Origin of the sequence: Citrobacter sp. CK188 (assembly GCF_030333525.1) — a bacterium.
GTDB lineage: Bacteria > Pseudomonadota > Gammaproteobacteria > Enterobacterales > Enterobacteriaceae > Citrobacter_B > Citrobacter_B koseri.
The window spans coordinates 148,160-165,667 of sequence record NZ_JAOWFU010000038.1 but is presented as its reverse complement, the minus strand read 5'-3'; the positions used below and the strand labels follow the sequence as shown (position 1 = coordinate 165,667).

The 17,508-nt window shown below is 56.4% G+C and carries 15 protein-coding genes; 5 read left to right on the top strand and 10 right to left on the bottom strand.

Going from position 1 to position 17,508, the window contains the following annotated elements; genetic code table 11:
• Positions 1-76: 76 nt before the first annotated feature.
• From potE to kdpF, 9 genes are all read right to left on the bottom strand, one after another.
• On the bottom strand, positions 77-1,396 hold the full coding sequence (gene potE, locus OGV67_RS21265) for a putrescine-ornithine antiporter (protein WP_058668769.1): 1,320 nt from the start codon (positions 1,394-1,396) through the stop codon (positions 77-79).
• The gene (gene speF, locus OGV67_RS21260) at positions 1,393-3,591 is read right to left on the bottom strand and encodes an ornithine decarboxylase SpeF (RefSeq protein ID WP_024130539.1); all 2,199 of its coding nucleotides are present in this window, start codon (positions 3,589-3,591) and stop codon (positions 1,393-1,395) included. Before speF ends, potE begins: the two co-directional genes overlap by 4 nt.
• Before the next feature lie 256 nt (positions 3,592-3,847).
• Positions 3,848-3,952, bottom strand: a complete 105-nt coding sequence (speFL, locus tag OGV67_RS21255) for a leader peptide SpeFL (protein ID WP_114149115.1) — start codon at positions 3,950-3,952, stop codon at positions 3,848-3,850.
• Positions 3,953-4,230: 278 nt separating this feature from the next.
• Positions 4,231-4,908, bottom strand: a complete 678-nt coding sequence (gene kdpE / locus OGV67_RS21250) for a two-component system response regulator KdpE (RefSeq protein ID WP_012133308.1) — start codon at positions 4,906-4,908, stop codon at positions 4,231-4,233.
• Positions 4,905-7,592: a two-component system sensor histidine kinase KdpD gene (gene kdpD / locus OGV67_RS21245; RefSeq protein WP_200003507.1), complete on the bottom strand. Its 2,688-nt coding sequence runs from the start codon at positions 7,590-7,592 to the stop codon at positions 4,905-4,907. The genes kdpE and kdpD overlap by 4 nt, the downstream gene beginning before the upstream one ends.
• Positions 7,592-8,158, bottom strand: a complete 567-nt coding sequence (gene kdpC / locus OGV67_RS21240; RefSeq protein WP_115614965.1) for a K(+)-transporting ATPase subunit C — start codon at positions 8,156-8,158, stop codon at positions 7,592-7,594. Before kdpC ends, kdpD begins: the two co-directional genes overlap by 1 nt.
• An 8-nt stretch (positions 8,159-8,166) precedes the next feature.
• Positions 8,167-10,215, bottom strand: coding sequence for a potassium-transporting ATPase subunit KdpB (gene kdpB, locus OGV67_RS21235; RefSeq protein WP_115615346.1), 2,049 nt, complete (start codon positions 10,213-10,215; stop codon positions 8,167-8,169).
• 20 nt (positions 10,216-10,235) lie between these two features.
• Positions 10,236-11,915 carry a potassium-transporting ATPase subunit KdpA gene (gene kdpA / locus OGV67_RS21230; RefSeq protein WP_115614964.1) on the bottom strand — a complete coding sequence of 560 codons (1,680 nt, stop codon included), beginning with the start codon at positions 11,913-11,915 and terminating at the stop codon, positions 10,236-10,238.
• A complete protein-coding gene (gene kdpF, locus OGV67_RS21225; protein WP_042285393.1) occupies positions 11,915-12,004 on the bottom strand; it encodes a K(+)-transporting ATPase subunit F in 90 nt (29 codons plus the stop codon). The genes kdpA and kdpF overlap by 1 nt, the downstream gene beginning before the upstream one ends.
• A 309-nt stretch (positions 12,005-12,313) precedes the next feature.
• Here kdpF and OGV67_RS21220 point away from each other — a divergent pair, with 309 nt between their 5' ends.
• Complete coding sequence (locus OGV67_RS21220; protein WP_024130535.1) at positions 12,314-12,520, top strand: YbfA family protein; 207 nt, start codon at positions 12,314-12,316, stop codon at positions 12,518-12,520.
• Between the two features lie 146 nt (positions 12,521-12,666).
• Here the strand turns inward: OGV67_RS21220 and OGV67_RS21215 are convergent, their stop codons facing one another.
• On the bottom strand, positions 12,667-14,148 hold the full coding sequence (locus OGV67_RS21215; protein ID WP_115614963.1) for an MFS transporter: 1,482 nt from the start codon (positions 14,146-14,148) through the stop codon (positions 12,667-12,669).
• 266 nt (positions 14,149-14,414) lie between these two features.
• Between OGV67_RS21215 and ybgI the strand changes: the two genes are divergently transcribed.
• The 4 genes from ybgI to pxpA are packed head-to-tail and all read left to right on the top strand — an operon-like array spanning position 14,415 to position 17,490.
• A complete protein-coding gene (gene ybgI, locus OGV67_RS21210) occupies positions 14,415-15,158 on the top strand; it encodes a radiation resistance protein YbgI (RefSeq protein WP_024130534.1) in 744 nt (247 codons plus the stop codon).
• Between the two features lie 25 nt (positions 15,159-15,183).
• Entirely contained in the window at positions 15,184-15,840 is a 657-nt protein-coding gene (pxpB, locus tag OGV67_RS21205) for a 5-oxoprolinase subunit PxpB (protein WP_115614962.1), read from the top strand.
• A complete protein-coding gene (pxpC, locus tag OGV67_RS21200) occupies positions 15,834-16,766 on the top strand; it encodes a 5-oxoprolinase subunit PxpC (protein ID WP_286466043.1) in 933 nt (310 codons plus the stop codon). The genes pxpB and pxpC overlap by 7 nt, the downstream gene beginning before the upstream one ends.
• The gene (gene pxpA, locus OGV67_RS21195) at positions 16,756-17,490 is read left to right on the top strand and encodes a 5-oxoprolinase subunit PxpA (protein ID WP_286466042.1); all 735 of its coding nucleotides are present in this window, start codon (positions 16,756-16,758) and stop codon (positions 17,488-17,490) included. The genes pxpC and pxpA overlap by 11 nt, the downstream gene beginning before the upstream one ends.
• The last annotated feature ends 18 nt before the right edge of the window (positions 17,491-17,508 follow it).

Here is a 17,508-nt window from a genome sequence, read left to right as displayed (position 1 = left end):
GCCGGGCGGTACTGCATTTGCCCGGCTACAACAACGATCGTAGGCCCGGTAAGCGTTAGCGCCACCGGGCTTTTTTTTAGCCGTGTTTGTTTTTCAGCTCAAAGCGCGGCGATACCAGTCCATACAGCGTCCAGCCGAGGAAGGTCACGATGGAGCCGTACAGCATCGCTTCTTCACCGGAGGAATACAGCGCATAGAAGCTGTACAGCGCGCCGATGAATGCCACGAAGTTCGCCGTTTTGGCTTTTGACGACGGAACATTTGCCACTTTCTGAATGATCACCAGCGCGGCCATCGACAGAATGTACGGGATAATGTTTGTTACCACCGCCAGGTTAACCAGCACGTTGAACTGGCTGTTCAGCGATGGGCTGATGGTCATCAGCGATAATCCGCTCTGGATAATCACGATGGTCAGCATCCCCTGAACCGGCGCATCTACTTTCGTTACGCGAGAGAAGATTTTCGGGAAATAACCTTCATCCGCCGAGGATTTGAAGACCTGGGCGATAGTGAACTGCCAGCCCAGCAGCGAACCGCAGCAGGACATCACCATCAACGCCATGATCACTTTACCGACTTCCGGGGTAAACATCTGTGCGAACGCCAGACCGAACGGCGCGGTGGAGTTGGCCAGATCCATGTTTGGTACGATCCCGGCAATCACGTTGGTGGAGATGATGTAAATCACCGCCGCGCCCAGCGTACCGCCTAATACCGCAATCGGTACGTTACGCTCCGGGTTTTCCACCACTTCGGCGTTGGCGCAGGCAGATTCCAGACCGAGGAAGGCCCACAGCGTCATCGCAATAGAAGAACCGACGGCGGTGAAGAACGGTACGTGATGCGGGTTCCAGGAGTTGACGTACAGCGTCGGGCTAAACCAGAACCAGCCGATGATGCACAAACCGACAACCGGAATAATCACGCCCCAGACGGTGATACTGCTGATTTGCCCGGTAATGCGCGCGCCGCCGAAGTTGGCGACGGTGCACAGCCACAGCACGCCGATGGTCGCCAGACCGATCTGCACCGGTGACAGCGTGGCGCCGAACAGCTCGGTGCCGTAGCCGACGGCGGAGATGGCGATAGCGACGTTGGCAATCAGCAGCGAAACGCCATAGGTGTAGTTCGCCATAAAGTTGCCGGATTTACCAAAGGCATACTCCGCGTAGCCGCCCATGCCGCCGGATTTACGGCTAAACATCCCGCATTTGGCGAAAGCCCATGCCAGCGCCATTGAACCAACGGCAGTCACCAGCCACGAGATGATCGAGATGGTGCCGACCTCCGCAAGTTTGGTGGGCAGCATGATAATCCCGGAGCCCATCATATTGACCATTGTCAGGATGGTGAGCTGAACGACGCCCATTTTATTGGATTTGGCTTTACTCATAATTTTTCCCCTTTCAGCAGGGTGTTCTGTGCTTCGCGCGGTTTAATGACGTAGCACCACACCTGTTTACGGCCGTCGTGTTCTTCGATGTAAACGCCCTGTAGTTCAGGCGCAAAGCCCGGCAGCAGGTTGATCCCTTCTTCCAGCGCGCTGAAATAACGCAGCACCGCACCGCCCCAGATTTCACCCGGAACAACGCACAAAACCCCTGGCGGATACGGAAGCGCGCCTTCTGCCGCGATCCGTCCTTCCGCGTCCGGCAGGCGAACCAGTTCGACTTCACCGCGCAGATAGGCGTAGTTGGCGTCCTGCGGGTTCATGCTGACGCGTGGGAAATGGGATTTACGGAACATCTCTTTTTGCAGCTGTTTCACGTTATGGCGTGCGTACAGATCGTGCATCTCCTGGCACAGCTGACGCAGGGTGTAGCCGGCATAACGCGCTTCATGCTGCTTATAAATTGACGGCAGAACGTCAGCCAGCGGCGCATCGGCTTCCAGCAGTTTCTCAAAGCGCACCAGCAGGGCGACGAGTTGCTGCAATTTCGCCATGTCTTCCGCTGGCGTCAGCAGGAACAGGATCGAGTTGAGATCGCATTTTTCCGGTACCACGCCGTTTTCACGCAGGAAGTTGGCAAGGATGGTCGCCGGAACGCCAAAGGTGTCGTATTCGCCGTTGCGCGCATTGATGCCCGGCGTCGTGAGCAGCAGTTTGCACGGATCAACAAAGTACTGGTGTTCGGCGTAGCCTTCGAAGGCATGCCAGTGTTCGCCCGGCACAAAGTGGAAGAAGCGCAGGTCGTTTGCGATCTCCGCCGTGGGGTAAGACTGCCACGGTTTACCGTCGATCAGTTCCGGCACGAACGGACGGATGTGATGGCAGTTATCAAGGATCAGCTTGCGTGCATTGATGCCGTTCGCTACGCAGTCCATCCACATGTTACGGCCACCGACGCCTTCGTGCATTTTGGCGTTGATGTCCAGGGCGGCGAACAGCGGGTAGAACGGGCTGGTGGAGGCGTGCATCATGAACGCGTTATTCATACGTTTATGCGGCACATAGCGAGACTGACCTTTGATATGGCTGTCTTTCTTGTGGATCTGCGAGGTCTGGGAGAAACCGGCCTGCTGTTTGTGAACAGACTGCGTGACCAGGATACCCGGATCGTTCTCGTTCAGGTCCAGCAACAACGGCGAGCAATCGGCCATCATCGGAATAAACTGCTCGTAGCCGACCCATGCGGAGTCAAACAGGATGTAGTCGCACAGATGACCAATCTTATCCACCACCTGACGGGCGTTGTAGATGGTGCCGTCGTAGGTGCCTAACTGGATCACTGCCAGGCGGAACGGACGGGCGTCTTGCGCGCGTTGCGGCGCCACTTCGCTGACCAGTTCACGCAGATAGTCTTCTTCAAAGCAGTGGGCGTCGATCCCGCCGATGAAGCCGTACGGGTTGCGTGCGGTTTCCAGATAAACCGGCGTCGCGCCCGCCTGCAACAGCGCGCCGTGGTGGTTCGATTTGTGGTTATTACGATCGAACAGCACCAGATCGCCTGGGGTCAGCAGCGCGTTAAGTACCACTTTGTTTGACGATGAGGTGCCGTTCAGCACAAAGTAGGTTTTATCGGCGTTGAACACTTTCGCGGCGTGTTGTTGCGCGATGCACGGCGCGCCTTCATGGATAAGCAGATCGCCCATCGCCACGTCGGCATTACACAAATCAGAGCGGAAAAGCGTTTCGCCAAAGTACTCAACGAACTGGTTCCCTGCGGGGTGACGGCGGAAGAATTCACCGCCCTGATGCCCCGGACAGTCAAATGCGCTGTTGCCCTGGTTTACGTAGTCCACCAGCGCCCGGAAGAACGGCGGGCGCAGTTGCGTTTCATAGTGGCTGGCAGCGGTCTCCAGTTGGCGGCCATAGAAGGCGTTACGGGCTTCATTATGTTCGAATACGCCCGAGATCCGCGGCAGATATTCCGCCGGAACGCGCTCTTCATTTTGTGTCGCGATAAACACGGGAATACCGTAGCCCGTCGCATCAATCTCATCGAGTTTACCTCGTTCAATATCATTGATGGATAACACGATGGCGGCAACATCAATGAAATTACTTTCATCAACATTAACGATACTGCGCTGTGTAGAAAAACAATCAGGGCAGGAACGACTGACGGCAATTTTTAATTCAGACATTTTCATCTCTTTATTTTCAGGTAATAGCAGGTCCTCAATTTCTCGAATGAGAAACTGATAGCTCCGGAAAAAAAGCAATACGACGCCACTGACAAATAAATCAGTAAATTGCTTTTTAGAAGATGCAATAAACCCTAACCTTTCCGGTCACAGGTAAAACAGGGTTATGCAGTGTGAGCACCACGAGATACAGGCGTTAGCCTGCGATACAAGGGGTCAGGAAGACCTGTATGCTGGAGTGCCCTTAGTCGAAAGACTAACGGGCATTAAAGAAATGAAAGTCGAAGCTGTTACGGTGAGCAAACATCATAATATGAGTTGTCCGCCTTATATGGGGCATTGTACGGCTATTATTTTCCATTTTGGTTACCTTTACTGGATAAGTGGAAGGTGAGGGTATTTTATCCAGGAAATGAGCCTGATCTGTGAAGAAGATCAATAAAAAACGATCATTTCTAAAATATTTAGTCGTTGTTTATGCATATCACACGATAAGATATCGTATTGTTGTTTATATGTTATGGGTTTGTATTTTTATATTTTTTAAGGAATGAGATTACACTGCAAAATACATTATTTGCAGTGTGGTTAATGATAAAAATGATATTTAGGAATTAATTAAAAAAAATGAATAACCATTCATGGCATAAAACGATAACCGATTCCGGTTTCGGTAATGAAATGGCGGGGGCGGGCGGGATCCTTCTCCAGTTTCTGTCGCAGGTGCCCCATATAAATACGCAAATAGTGACTGTGCTCGACGGCGTTCGGGCCCCAGACCTGGTTCAACAGCTGCCGCTGGGTGAGCACTTTGCCCGCATTATTCAGCAACACGGCCAGTAGGCGAAACTCAATCGGCGTCAGGTGAATTTCTTCTTCATCACGGTGGACAAGGTGTGCTGCTAAGTCCACTTTTATGCTGGAAAACTGCACGATGGGATCAGGAGAAGGGCCGCTGGCGTGACGGCGCAGCGCCACGCGTAAGCGCGCCTGTAGTTCGCCAATGCCGAAGGGTTTACTCAGATAGTCATCGGCGCCCGCATCCAGCGCAGTGATTTTATCGCTCTCCTCGCTGCGAGCAGAAAGCACAATCACCGGAATTGCGCTCCATTGTCGCAGGTCGCGAATAAAATCGATGCCGTCGCCGTCAGGCAGGCCAAGATCAAGAATGATGAGATCGGGTTTCCGCGTGGCGGCTTCCAGCAACCCACGGCTTAGCGTCTCTGCTTCGTACACGCGCAGCCCGTCGCTTTCCAGCGCGCTGCGCAGAAAGCGACGAATAGCCTGTTCGTCTTCAACAATCAGAACGTTGGTCACATATCCTCATGAAAATCTTCAAGTTCAGGTGCAGTTTCCTGCGGGAGTGTAACACGGAAACAGGCTCCGCCCTGCGGGCGATTGTGGGCGGAAATCGTTCCACCGTGCACTTCAACAATCGCCTGGCAAATAGCCAGCCCCAGCCCAACGCCCGGTACGGCAGACTCTTTATTTCCCCGGGCAAATTTGTCGAAGATGCTTTTCTCCTGCCCGTCAGGAATGCCGGGGCCATTATCCCAGACGTCAAGCTGAAGATGTTCGTCTTCAACATGGGCATCAATGCCGATCTCCGCCTGCGAACCGGCGTATTTGACGGCGTTTTCCAGAAGGTTGATCAGTACCCGTTCAAACAGCGGGCCGTCAACGTGTACCAGCGTCAGCGGCGCTGGCAGCGACAGGTTAATGGGGTGGGGTAGCCCCGGCTCCAGCATTTGCAGGGCGCTGCCGACAACCTCTTCCAGCGTCAGCCACTCTTTTTTAAGATTAAATCCACCGGACTGAATGCGCGCCATATCCAGCAGGTTATTCACCAGTCGGGTGGTGTTGAGAATGTGCTGGCGGATTTCGCTGGCCTGGCGCGCATGTGGCGATCCTTCACTTGCCAAATCCAGGGTTAAAATCTCCGCCTGACCAAACAGCACCGTCAGCGGCGTGCGCAAGTCATGGGAGAGGGCGGCGAGCAGGGCATTGCGAATGCTTTCGCGCTCGCTGGCGAGTCGGGCCAGCTCTTCACTGGCGGTAAGCGTCAGACGCTCCAGCGCGCTGGCGACCAGCAAGGTGAATGTTTCCAGTAGCCGCTGTTGCTCCGGGATCATCAACTGACGAAGATTCCCCGGCTCGACCACCACCAGTCCATGCGTTTTATCGGCGCTTTTTAACGGTAAAATTTGATACGGCACGCCGGGCAGGGTATCCGTGCCCGCCCCGGCCGGCTGGCCTTTGTCAAAGCTCCACCGGGCGATGGCGTCATCCCACGGCGTTATGCCCTGCTGGTGGGTCAGCGGCGTCAGCGTGCCGTTTTCATCCGGCAATAACACCTGGCTGCGGGCCTGAAACGTGGAGGCGATAAACTGTTCGCTGGTGGCGGCGATATCCTGCCTGCTTCGCCCCACTGCCAGCGCTTTGGACATCTCGTACAGATGGCGCGTGCGCTGTTCCCGATAGCGGGCAACCCGCGCCTGATAGCGCACGCCCGCCGTCAGGTTACCAATCACCAGCCCCACCGTCAGCATCACGGCGAAGGTCAACAGATACTGCACATCGGAAACGGCAAGCGTGCCGCGAGGAGCAATAAAAAAGAGATCGAAGCTGGCGACGTTAATAAAGGTTGCCACTACCGAGGGCCAGCGCCCATAAAACAGAGCGATAATCACCACGCCCAGCAGATACAGCATCACCAGGTTAGCGGCGTCAAAGGCGACCATCCACTGTACGGCGATGACGGTGGTCACTGCGCAAAGGGCGATCGCGACCAGGCAGCCCTGTATCTGCACCCGCCACTTATCTTTGAAGGCACGGGTATCCGGTGTCTGATTCAACGGGCGAGTCGGGGGATCATCAAGGGCGACAACCACCTGATCGAGATCCGGCGCCTGTTTCGCCAGGCGATCGGCAAACGAATCTCTGCGCCACCAGCGTCGCGTTGCCGGACGCCCCAGCACAATTTTGCCGAGGTTATGTTCCCGGGCGTAACGCACAACCGCTTTTTCTTCGGCGGGATCGGAAAGCGTGGCGGTCTCTGCGCCCAGCTCCTGCGCCAGACGCAGGGCGCTCAAGATGGCGCGCCGCTGATTTTCCGGCAGGCGATGCAGCGCCGGGGTTTCGACATACACCGCGTGCCAGACGCTGCCGAGGCGGGCAGCCAGCCGCGCGGCGGCACGCACCAGTTTTTCACTGCCGGTGTTGTGCCCGATGCACAGCAGAATGGCGTCGCGGGTATGCCACACTTTCTCTTCGCCCGGGTGGCTCCGCCAGGCGCGCATTTGATCGTCCACCCGGTCGGCCGTGCGGCGCAGCGCCAGTTCACGCAGGGCGATCAAATTGCCTTTGCGAAAGAAGTGCTCAATGGCGCGTTCAGCCTGACCGGCAATGTACACCTTGCCCTCCTTCAGACGCGCTCGCAGATCGTCAGGCGGCAGGTCGACCAGAACCACCTCGTCGGCGGCATCGAAGAAGGGGTCTGGTACGGTTTCTCGAACCTGAATGCCGGTCACGCCGCTGACCACATCGTTGAGGCTTTCCAGGTGCTGGACGTTGACGGTGGTAAAGACGTCAATACCCGCTTCCAGCAGTTCTTCTATATCCTGCCAGCGTTTAGGGTGGCGCGAGCCTGGCGCATTACTGTGCGCCAGTTCGTCCATGAGAATAAGCGCCGGGCGACGGGCCAGCGCCGCGTCGAGATCGAACTCGCTGAGATGGCGTCCGTGACGCGTCTGCCGTTTTAGCGGCAGGATGCTGAGGCCGTCCAGCAGCGCGGCGGTCTCTTTACGCCCGTGGGTTTCCACGACACCCGTCAAAATATCCAGCCCTTGCGCCCGCAGTCGCTGCGCCTCAGCCAGCATCGCCCAGGTTTTCCCAACGCCTGCGCAGGCGCCGAAGAAGATTTTCAGTTTTCCCCGGTGTGGTGCGGCGGTCTGTTCCAGCAGGCGATCGGGGTCAGGGCGTAGCGGTTCTTCATTAACCATCAGAGCTTATCCAGCGCTAAATTGAGTTCCACGATATTGACCACTGGCTGGCCGATAAAACTGACCAGCGGCTTTTGCGTATATTCTGCGACCAACTGCGTCACGGCTTCAACGCTGAGATTTCGCGCTTTGGCGACGCGCGGGATCTGCCACGCCGCCGCTGCTGGCGTCAGGTTATTGTCCAGCCCGCTGGCGGAGGCGGTGAGCAGTTCCACCGGAATCGTCGTGCTGGCGTCCGGGTTAGCGGCCCGCAGCGCCTTCACCCGCTGCTGCAACTGTTTATCCAGCTCCGGGTTGCTGACCGCCAGATTACTGCCGCCGGAAGCCATGGGATTATAGGGCATTTCCGCTGTTGCTGACGGGCGTCCCTGAAAATAGCCGTCGGCGGTAAAATTCTGCCCGATAAGCGCAGAGCCGCGCACGAGACTGCCATCAACAATCAGTGAACCGTTAGCCTGATACGGGAACCACCATTGCCCCAGCGCGGTGGTAAGCAGCGGGTAAATGCCGCCGGTTAGCAGCGTCAGAAACACCAGCGTTGATAATGCAGGACGTAATCCACTCATTATAAACCTCACACCAGACCCAGCAGAGTCAGCAGTAAATCAATCACTTTAATGCCGATAAACGGCACAACCAGACCACCCAGGCCGTAGATCCACAGATTACGGCGCAGCATGGCAGAGGCCGAAAGCGGCTTATAGCTCACCCCTTTCAATGCCAGCGGGATCAGAAAAACGATAATCAACGCATTGAAGATCACCGCGCTGAGGATTGCGGAATCCGGCGAATGCAGACGCATAATGTTCAGCGTATTCAACTGCGGGTACGTCGCGGCAAACGCCGCCGGAATGATGGCGAAATATTTCGCCATGTCATTGGCGATACTGAACGTGGTGAGCGAACCGCGCGTCATCAGCATCTGTTTACCGATATGCACCACTTCGATCAGCTTGGTCGGGTTGGAATCCAGATCCACCATGTTACCGGCTTCTTTCGCTGCCTGAGTACCGGAGTTCATCGCCACCGCCACATCAGCCTGCGCCAGCGCCGGTGCATCGTTGGTTCCGTCGCCGGTCATCGCCACCAGACGACCTTCAGCCTGGTACTGGCGGATCAACGCCAGCTTGGCTTCTGGTGTGGCTTCCGCCAGGAAATCATCCACACCGGCTTCTGCGGCAATCGCCGCTGCCGTCAGGCGGTTGTCGCCGGTGATCATCACCGTTTTGATGCCCATTTTGCGCAACTGGGCAAAACGTTCCTTAATCCCGCCTTTGACAATATCTTTCAGCGCGATAACGCCCAGCACGCGGGAACCTTCCACCACCACCAGCGGCGTGGCGCCAAGACGGGCGACGCTATCCACTTTTTGCTCCACGTCAGCAGGGAAGTGACCACCGCTGGCTTCAACGTGGCGGCGAATGGCATCCACGGAACCTTTACGGATCATTCGGTTATCAATGTTGATGCCGCTCATCCGGCTTTGCGCGGTAAAGGGAACAAAGGTGGCATGGCGCGACTGCACATCGCGCTCGCGCAGATTAAAACGCTGTTTGGCGAGAATGACGATGCTGCGGCCTTCCGGCGTCTCGTCGGCCAGCGAAGAGAGTTGCGCCGCGTCGGCCAGCGTCTTTTCATCCACGCCCTGAGCGGGCAGAAAGTCTGAGGCCTGACGGTTGCCGAGAGTGATGGTGCCGGTTTTATCCAGCAGCAGCACGTCCACGTCGCCTGCGGCTTCCACCGCCCGCCCGCTGGTGGCGATGACGTTTGCTCCCAGCATTCGACTCATCCCGGCGACGCCGATCGCCGAAAGTAATCCGCCGATAGTGGTAGGGATCAGGCAAACCAGCAGGGCGACCAGCACCGTCACGCTGACGGCATGGCCGCCCCAGGCGGAAAAGGGCCAGAGCGTGGCGGTTGCCAGTAAAAAGACAATAGTCAGGGCAATCAGCAGAATGGTCAGCGCGATTTCGTTTGGCGTTTTACGGCGCTGCGCGCCTTCCACCATCGCGATCATCCGGTCAAGGAAGGTTTCGCCGGGATTCACGCTGCATTCGATGACCAGCCAGTCGGAGAGAATACGTGTTCCGCCGGTCACTGAGGCAAAGTCGCCGCCGGATTCACGAATCACCGGCGCGGACTCACCGGTAATGGCGCTTTCGTCCACCGATGCGCCGCCTTCAATGACCTCGCCGTCGCAGGGAATAATATCGCCCGCTTCAACCAGGACGATATCCCCTTTACGCAGCTCATCGGCAGGGAGGCGATCCGCCTGCGCGCCATACTTTGGTTCACGCAGTTTGCGGGCAAATGCCGTTTTCTTCACCCCTTTCAGACTGCTGGCCTGTGCTTTGCTGCGACCTTCCGCCAGCGCTTCGGCAACGTTAGCGAACAGGACGGTAACCCATAGCCAGAGGCTTATCGCGCCAGTAAACCGGGGATTCCCTGGCATCTGCCCGGTTGCCATCGCCACCGTGATAAGGGTCGTCAGCAGACTGCCGATCCAGACAATAAACATGACCGGATTGCGCCACTGGGTATGTGGGCTTAATTTTTTCACGGCCTCGATCAGCGCCTGAGCGACCAGGGAGGGCTCGAACAGCGCCAGTTGTTTGCGACTCATCACCATGTACTCCGCTTCGCTCAATATAAAGAGAGGTGTTCAGCAACCGGCCCAAGCGCCAGCGCAGGAATAAAGGTCAGTGCGCCCACCAGCAACACCGTACCGATCAGCAGGCCGACAAACAGCGCGCCGTGCGTCGGCAGTGTGCCGGGGCTGGCCGGCTGGCGCTTTTTACCGACCAGCGATCCGGCAATTGCCATGACCGGGATAATCACCCCGAAGCGACCGACAAACATGCAGAAGGCCAGCAGGCAGTTCCAGAAGGGCGTGCTGGCGTTCAGACCGGCAAAGGCGCTGCCGTTGTTGTTGGCCGCCGAAGAGACGGCGTACAGCACTTCGCTAAAACCGTGTGGGCCGGGGTTGAGCATTCCGCTGCGGCCGATTTCGGTCATCATCGCCAGCGCCGTACCGAGCAATACCAGCGTCGGGGTAATCAGAATCGCCAGGGCGGTCATTTTCATTTCGCGCACGTCGATTTTTTTACCCAGATATTCTGGCGTGCGGCCAATCATCAGCCCGGCGATAAATACGGCTAACAATACGAACAACAGCATGCCGTACAAACCCGAACCGACGCCGCCAAAAACCACTTCGCCGATTTGCATCAGCCACATTGGCACCATGCCGCCCAGCGCGGTAAAGGAGTCATGCATAGCGATAACCGCCCCGCAGGAGGCCGCCGTGGTCACGACGGCAAACAGGCTGCTGACCAGCACGCCAAAGCGACTCTCTTTGCCTTCCATATTGAGGCTGCTGTCGGCGCCAAACTTCAGCAGATGAGGATTGCCCTGGACTTCCGCCGACATCACCACGGCGACGCAGACCACGAAAATGATCGACATCGCCCACAGCAGCATCTGTCCCTGACGGCGATCGCCTGACGCATCGCCAAAGGCAAAGCAAAGCGCGGCGGGAATCAAAAAGATCGCCAGCATCTGTACCATGTTGGTTAATGCGCTCGGGTTTTCAAACGGATGCGATGAGTTGGCGTTGAAGAACCCGCCGCCGTTGGTGCCGAGCATCTTTATGGCTTCCTGTGAAGCTACCGGCCCCATCGGCAAAAGCTGTTTCACACCTTCAACGCTGGTGAACGGTTGATAGGGCAGCAGGTTTTGCAGTGCGCCCTGCTGGATGAAAAGCAGGGCGATTAACAGGGCGAGCGGCAATAAGATCCACAGCGTAATGCGCACCAAATCCATCCAGGCGTTGCCCAGCGTATCCATGCTCTGGCGCGTAAAGGCGCGGATCAGGGCGAAGATCACTGCGATACCGGTAGCCGCCGACAGGAAGTTCTGTACGGTCAGTCCCGCCATCTGGCTGAAGTAGCTTAAGGTGGTTTCCCCGCCGTAGGACTGCCAGTTGGTATTGGTGACAAAACTGATGGCCGTATTGAGCGCCAGATGCCAGGAAAGGCCAGGCAACTGCTGCGGGTTCAGCGGCAGCAGGTTTTGCCCCAGCAGCATCAGAAACAGCACTGCCAGACCCAACAGATTCAGGGTAAGAATGGCCAGCAGATACTGTTTCCAGTCCATTTCCTGCGTCGGTATCCCCAACCCGCGCCATAGCAGACGCTCTGCGCTGGCGGTGCCTGGCAGGGGAATGTCGTTGATAAGTCGCGCCAGACCCACGCCTAAAGGGCGGGCGAGCACGAACAGGATCAGTAAAAAACTGGCTGTCAGTAAAAATCCCTGGGCCGCCATCAGAATGCCTCCGCATTAATCAGGGCATACACCAGGTAACCCAAAAGTAAGAAAATCAGCACGATGCCGATGATTACGCCTGCACTCACGGTGCACCTCCAGTGGTTTTTCTTCTGATATGCGGAGGGTAATTTTTTGCCTGCAAAGATTTCGCAAAAATCGGCGCGTAGGGTGTAAAAAAAGTATAAAAATGAAAAAGACCATCATTTAACTAATGATTAGTATTAATTTAACTTTTATGTAACTTAATTACAGGGCGAATGTAAATAAAGCTTAAATAGACAAAAATAAGTGGTCGGATGAGTAGTAAAATTACACGCAAAGCGGTACTATTTTCAGCAGATAACCAATTTGACTTTACCGGTGATGATTACCGGCCAGATAAAGGGGAGAAAAGTATGGAACTCTATAAAGAATATCCAGCTCATGTTGTTTTGTTACGCCGCACTCTCGCCGTTGTGGCTGGGGTTCTGGCGCTGCCGGTCATGTTGTTCTGGAAAGACCGTGCTCGTTTTTACAGCTATCTGCATCGCGTCTGGTCGAAAACCAGCGATAAACCGGTGTGGATGGAGCAGGCAGAAAAAGTGACCTGCGATTTCTACTGATATACAGCATCGTCCGAGAAAACCGCCAACAGAAATGTGGCGGTTTTTTTATACGTTATGCCGGATGGCGGCGATGCCTTATCCGGCCTACAGATAGTGCCACGCTGTAGGCCCGGTAAGCGCTGCGCCACCGGGCGTAATGTCATTCAGGACTCAACCGCCAGCGGGCGGTTTCTGAATTTGAGTGACTGATACAGCCAAATCAGCAGTACCAGCGCCACGCAGGCCAGCGCTCCCCAGGTTATCTGGTCGAACACATCGATATAGGCATTGATGGCGTAGTTGATCGCGCCGCTTGCATCAAACGCGCTCTGCGAGGTCTGATCGGCAATGACGCCAGCCAGATAGTTGGCGATTGCGCCGGAGAGCAACATATAGATGCCGGTCAGAACGCCCGTCACGCCAGGGATCTCAATACGTGTAATCTGCGACATTGCGACCGGGTCGATGAACAACTCGGCAAAACCCATTACCGCCAACCCTAAGATCATCAGTGGCATAGAAGAGTGACCGTAGGCGGCAGATAACCGGGCGCTTACGGTCAGAATGCAGAATCCGGCGCTCATTAAACCGAGACCCAGGGCGAATTTCCCCCAGATCCGCACGGTACGGTTGCCGCCCATACTCTCCTTAATCAGCCAGGCCAGCACCACGCCGCACAGCATGACCGCGAAGGCATTCACTGACTGGAACATTGCCGTCGGTACTTCGTAACCCAGAATCGTACGGTTCACAAATCGGTCGATGTACAAACTGATGGAGCTGCCGCCCTGTTGGGCGAACGCCCAGAACAACATGCTGAAGAAGGTGAGAACCACAATCAGCCCCAGCTCTTTACGCTGTTTTTGCGTCTGTGCCTGACGGTAGATTTTTGTCAGCACCGCAAGACCAATGACGGTGGCGACAATCAGCGCATAGACCGACCATTCTTTCCAGAACAGCACCGTGATCAGCAGCGGCGCGGCGACCAACAGCACCAGCAGCCAACACCAGTTGGGCAGAACAAACGTTCTGGCGTGCAGCACGGCTTTATTCACCCCAGTGGTGTGGGCGAAATGGCGATTGCCGCACAGGAAGATAATTAACCCGGCGATCATGCCGATAGCCGCCAGCGCAAAACCCATCGCCCAGCTGTACTCTTCCTGAACATAACCACAGGCGATAGGGGCAACGATCGAGCCGATATTGCCGGCGGCATATAGCAGTGAGAATCCCCCGTCGCGGCGTGGATCTTCCGGTTTATACAGCTCACCCAACAGGCAACTGATGTTGGATTTGAACAGACCGTAACCGCAGACGATGATCGCCAGCGACAAATAAAGGAAGGTCGGCGCGATTTCACTTGCCCCCAGCACCAGATGCCCAACGGCCATCAAAAATGCTCCCAGCATGACCGCCATGCGATTACCAAGCACTTTATCCGCCAGATACCCGCCGAGAATCGGGGTGACATAGACCAGCGAACAGTAAGCGCTGAACAGCGCATACGCATGGTTATCGTCGTATTTTAGCTGGTTGGTGAGGTAGAGAATCAGCAGGGCGCGCATGCCGTAAAAGCTGAAGTATTCCCAAATTTGCAGTGCGACGACGTAATAAATGGCGCGCGGTTGAGAAGATGGTTTATTCATTGTGATTCCGGGATGGATGTCACACCGCAAAAGAAATCCGCGGCGTGAGTGTGTTTCCTTAAAGTTATAACTTCGATACAGATCTGATTATTTTTGCAATATGCTGTCTGATTGCATAAATATACATGAATCAGATCGAGTAAGGGTAAGCATTTTGCGTCTTAAAACGGCGTGATTGTTTCTCAATGTGTCGAAGAAATGGCTATCGACGAAGTGACGGGAGAACGCTATTTTAACGTAGTGCACATATGAAGAAGGGAGCGATGATGAAAAACACCGAACTGGAACAACTGATCAATGAAAAGCTGAACAGCGCGGCCATCAGCGATTACGCGCCGAATGGCTTACAGGTTGAAGGCAAAGAGACGGTGCAAAAAATCGTGACCGGCGTGACGGCAAGCCAGGCCTTACTGGACGAAGCGGTACGCCAGCAGGCTGATGCGGTCATCGTTCATCATGGTTACTTCTGGAAAGGGGAATCTCCGGTCATTCGCGGTATGAAACGCAACCGGCTGAAAACGCTGCTGGCGAATGACATTAACCTCTATGGCTGGCATCTGCCGTTGGATGCGCACCCGGAACTGGGAAACAACGTGCAGCTGGCGGCGCTGCTTGGCATTACCGTGATGGGGGAAATCGAGCCGCTGGTGCCGTGGGGAGAGTTATCAATGCCGGTGCCGGGGCTGGAACTGGCCTCGTGGATTGAAGCGCGCCTGGGGCGTAAACCGTTATGGTGCGGCGATACCGGGCCGGAAAAAGTGCAGCGTGTGGCCTGGTGTACCGGTGGCGGGCAAAGTTTTATCGACAGCGCCGCGCGCTTTGGCGTGGATGCGTTTATTACCGGCGAGGTCTCTGAACAGACGATTCACTCCGCCCGCGAACAGGGGCTGCATTTCTATGCCGCCGGACACCACGCCACCGAGCGCGGCGGTATTCGCGCGTTAAGCGAATGGCTGACTGAAAATACGAGTCTGGATGTGACCTTTATTGATATTCCTAATCCGGCATAACGCATAAAACACGAGAGGGACGAAAGTGCAACGAGCGCGTTGTTATCTGTTAGGTGAAACGGCGGTGGTGCTGGAGCTTGAACCGCCGGTCACGCTGGCATCCCAGAAACGCATCTGGCGACTGGCGCAGCGTCTGGTCGATATGCCGAATGTTGTTGAAGCGATTCCGGGTATGAACAATATCACGGTGATCCTGCACGAGCCGCAGACGCTGGCGCTGGATGCGATTGAACGTTTGCAGCGCTGGTGGGAAGAGAGCGAGGCGCTGGAGCCTGATTCACGCTTTATCGAAATTCCCGTGACCTACGGCGGCGAGGGCGGCCCGGATCTGGCGGCGGTGGCGCGACACAGCGGATTAAGCGAAAAGCAGGTGGTTGAACTGCACGCTTCAGTGGAGTACGTCGTCTGGTTTTTAGGTTTTCAGCCGGGCTTCCCGTATCTCGGGGGCTTACCGGAACAATTGCACACGCCAAGACGGGCAGAACCGCGCCTGATTGTTCCGGCGGGTTCCGTGGGGATTGGCGGCCCGCAAACCGGGATTTACCCTCTGCCGACGCCGGGTGGCTGGCAACTAATCGGCCATACGCCGCTGAAGCTGTTCGACCCACAGCGGGATGAGCCCATCCTGTTACGTCCGGGCGACACCATACGCTTTGTCCCGCAGAAGGAGGGGGTATGCTGAACATTATTCGCGCGGGTATGTACACCTCAGTGCAGGATGGGGGACGACACGGCTATCGTCAGTCCGGTATTAGACATTGCGGCGCGCTGGACAAACCGGCGCTGCATATCGCGAACCTGCTGGTGGGGAATGACGCCAGTGCTCCGGCGCTGGAGATTACGCTCGGCCAACTGGTGGTGGAATTTGAATCCGACGGCTGGTTTGCATTGACCGGCGCCGGGTGTGAGGCTCGTCTGGACGACCAACCGGTCTGGACCGGCTGGCGGCTGCCGGTGAAAGCGGGGCAGCGTCTGGCGCTGAAGCGCCCGCTCCACGGAATGCGCAGCTATCTGGCCGTGGCGGGCGGCATTGACGTGCCTGAAGTGATGGGGTCATGTAGCACCGACCTGAAAGTCGGCATTGGCGGGCTGGAAGGGCGTTTGTTAAAAGATGGCGATCGGCTGGCGACAGGAAGGTCAGAACGCCAGTTCAGCGGCCCGCAGGGCGTTAAACAGCTGCTGTGGGGGAACCGGATTCGCGCGTTGCCTGGCCCGGAATACCAGGAGTTTGAAGCGGCCTCGCAGGAGGCGTTCTGGCGCTCGCCGTGGCAGCTTAGCCCGCAAAGTAACCGTATGGGCTATCGTTTGCAGGGGCAACCGCTGAAACGTACCACCGAACGTGAGTTACTGTCGCACGGGCTGCTGCCGGGCGTTATTCAGGTGCCGCATAATGGTCAGCCGATCGTGCTGATGAACGATGCCCAGACCACCGGCGGCTACCCGCGTATCGCCTGCATCATTGAGGCGGATATGTATCATCTGGCGCAGATCCCTCTCGGGCAACCGATCCATTTTGTTCAGTGTACGCTGGAGGAGGCGCTTAAGGCGCGTCACGACCAGCAGCGTTATCTGGAACAGTTAACATGGCGACTCAACGATGAACATTGATCTTAACGCAGACTTAGGCGAAGGGTGCGCCAGCGATGCGGCGTTACTGCAACTGGTGTCATCCGCCAACATCGCCTGCGGATTTCACGCGGGCGATGCGCAAACCATGCTGGCGAGCGTGCGCGAAGCGCTGAAAAACGGCGTGGCGATTGGCGCGCATCCCAGTTTCCCTGACCGGGAAAACTTTGGCCGCACCGCCATGACGTTACCGCCGGAAACCGTCTACGCCCAGACGCTGTACCAGATCGGCGCGCTGGCGGCGATAGCCCGCGCGGAAGGCGGCGTTATGCGTCATGTCAAACTGCACGGTATGTTGTACAACCAGGCGGCGAAAGATCCACAGCTGGCGGATGCCATCGCCAGAGCGGTACATGCCTGCGATCCGTCGCTGATTCTGGTCGGGCTGGCGGGCAGCGAACTGATTCGCGCAGGCGAGCATTATGGCCTGACGACGCGTCAGGAAGTTTTTGCCGATCGGGGGTATCAGGCTGACGGCAGCCTGGTGCCGCGAACCCAGCCGGGCGCGCTGGTAGAAGACGAAGAACACGCGTTGGCGCAAACGCTGGGCATGGTGGAATCCGGTAGAGTGAAAAGCATTACCGGTGAATGGGCGAACGTTGTGGCGCAAACGGTATGTATTCACGGCGACGGCGAGCACGCACTTGCTTTTGCCCGTCGTTTGCGCGCGGCGTTTGAAGAACGCAGTATCAGGATTATGGCATAACCAATAACCAGGCTGACA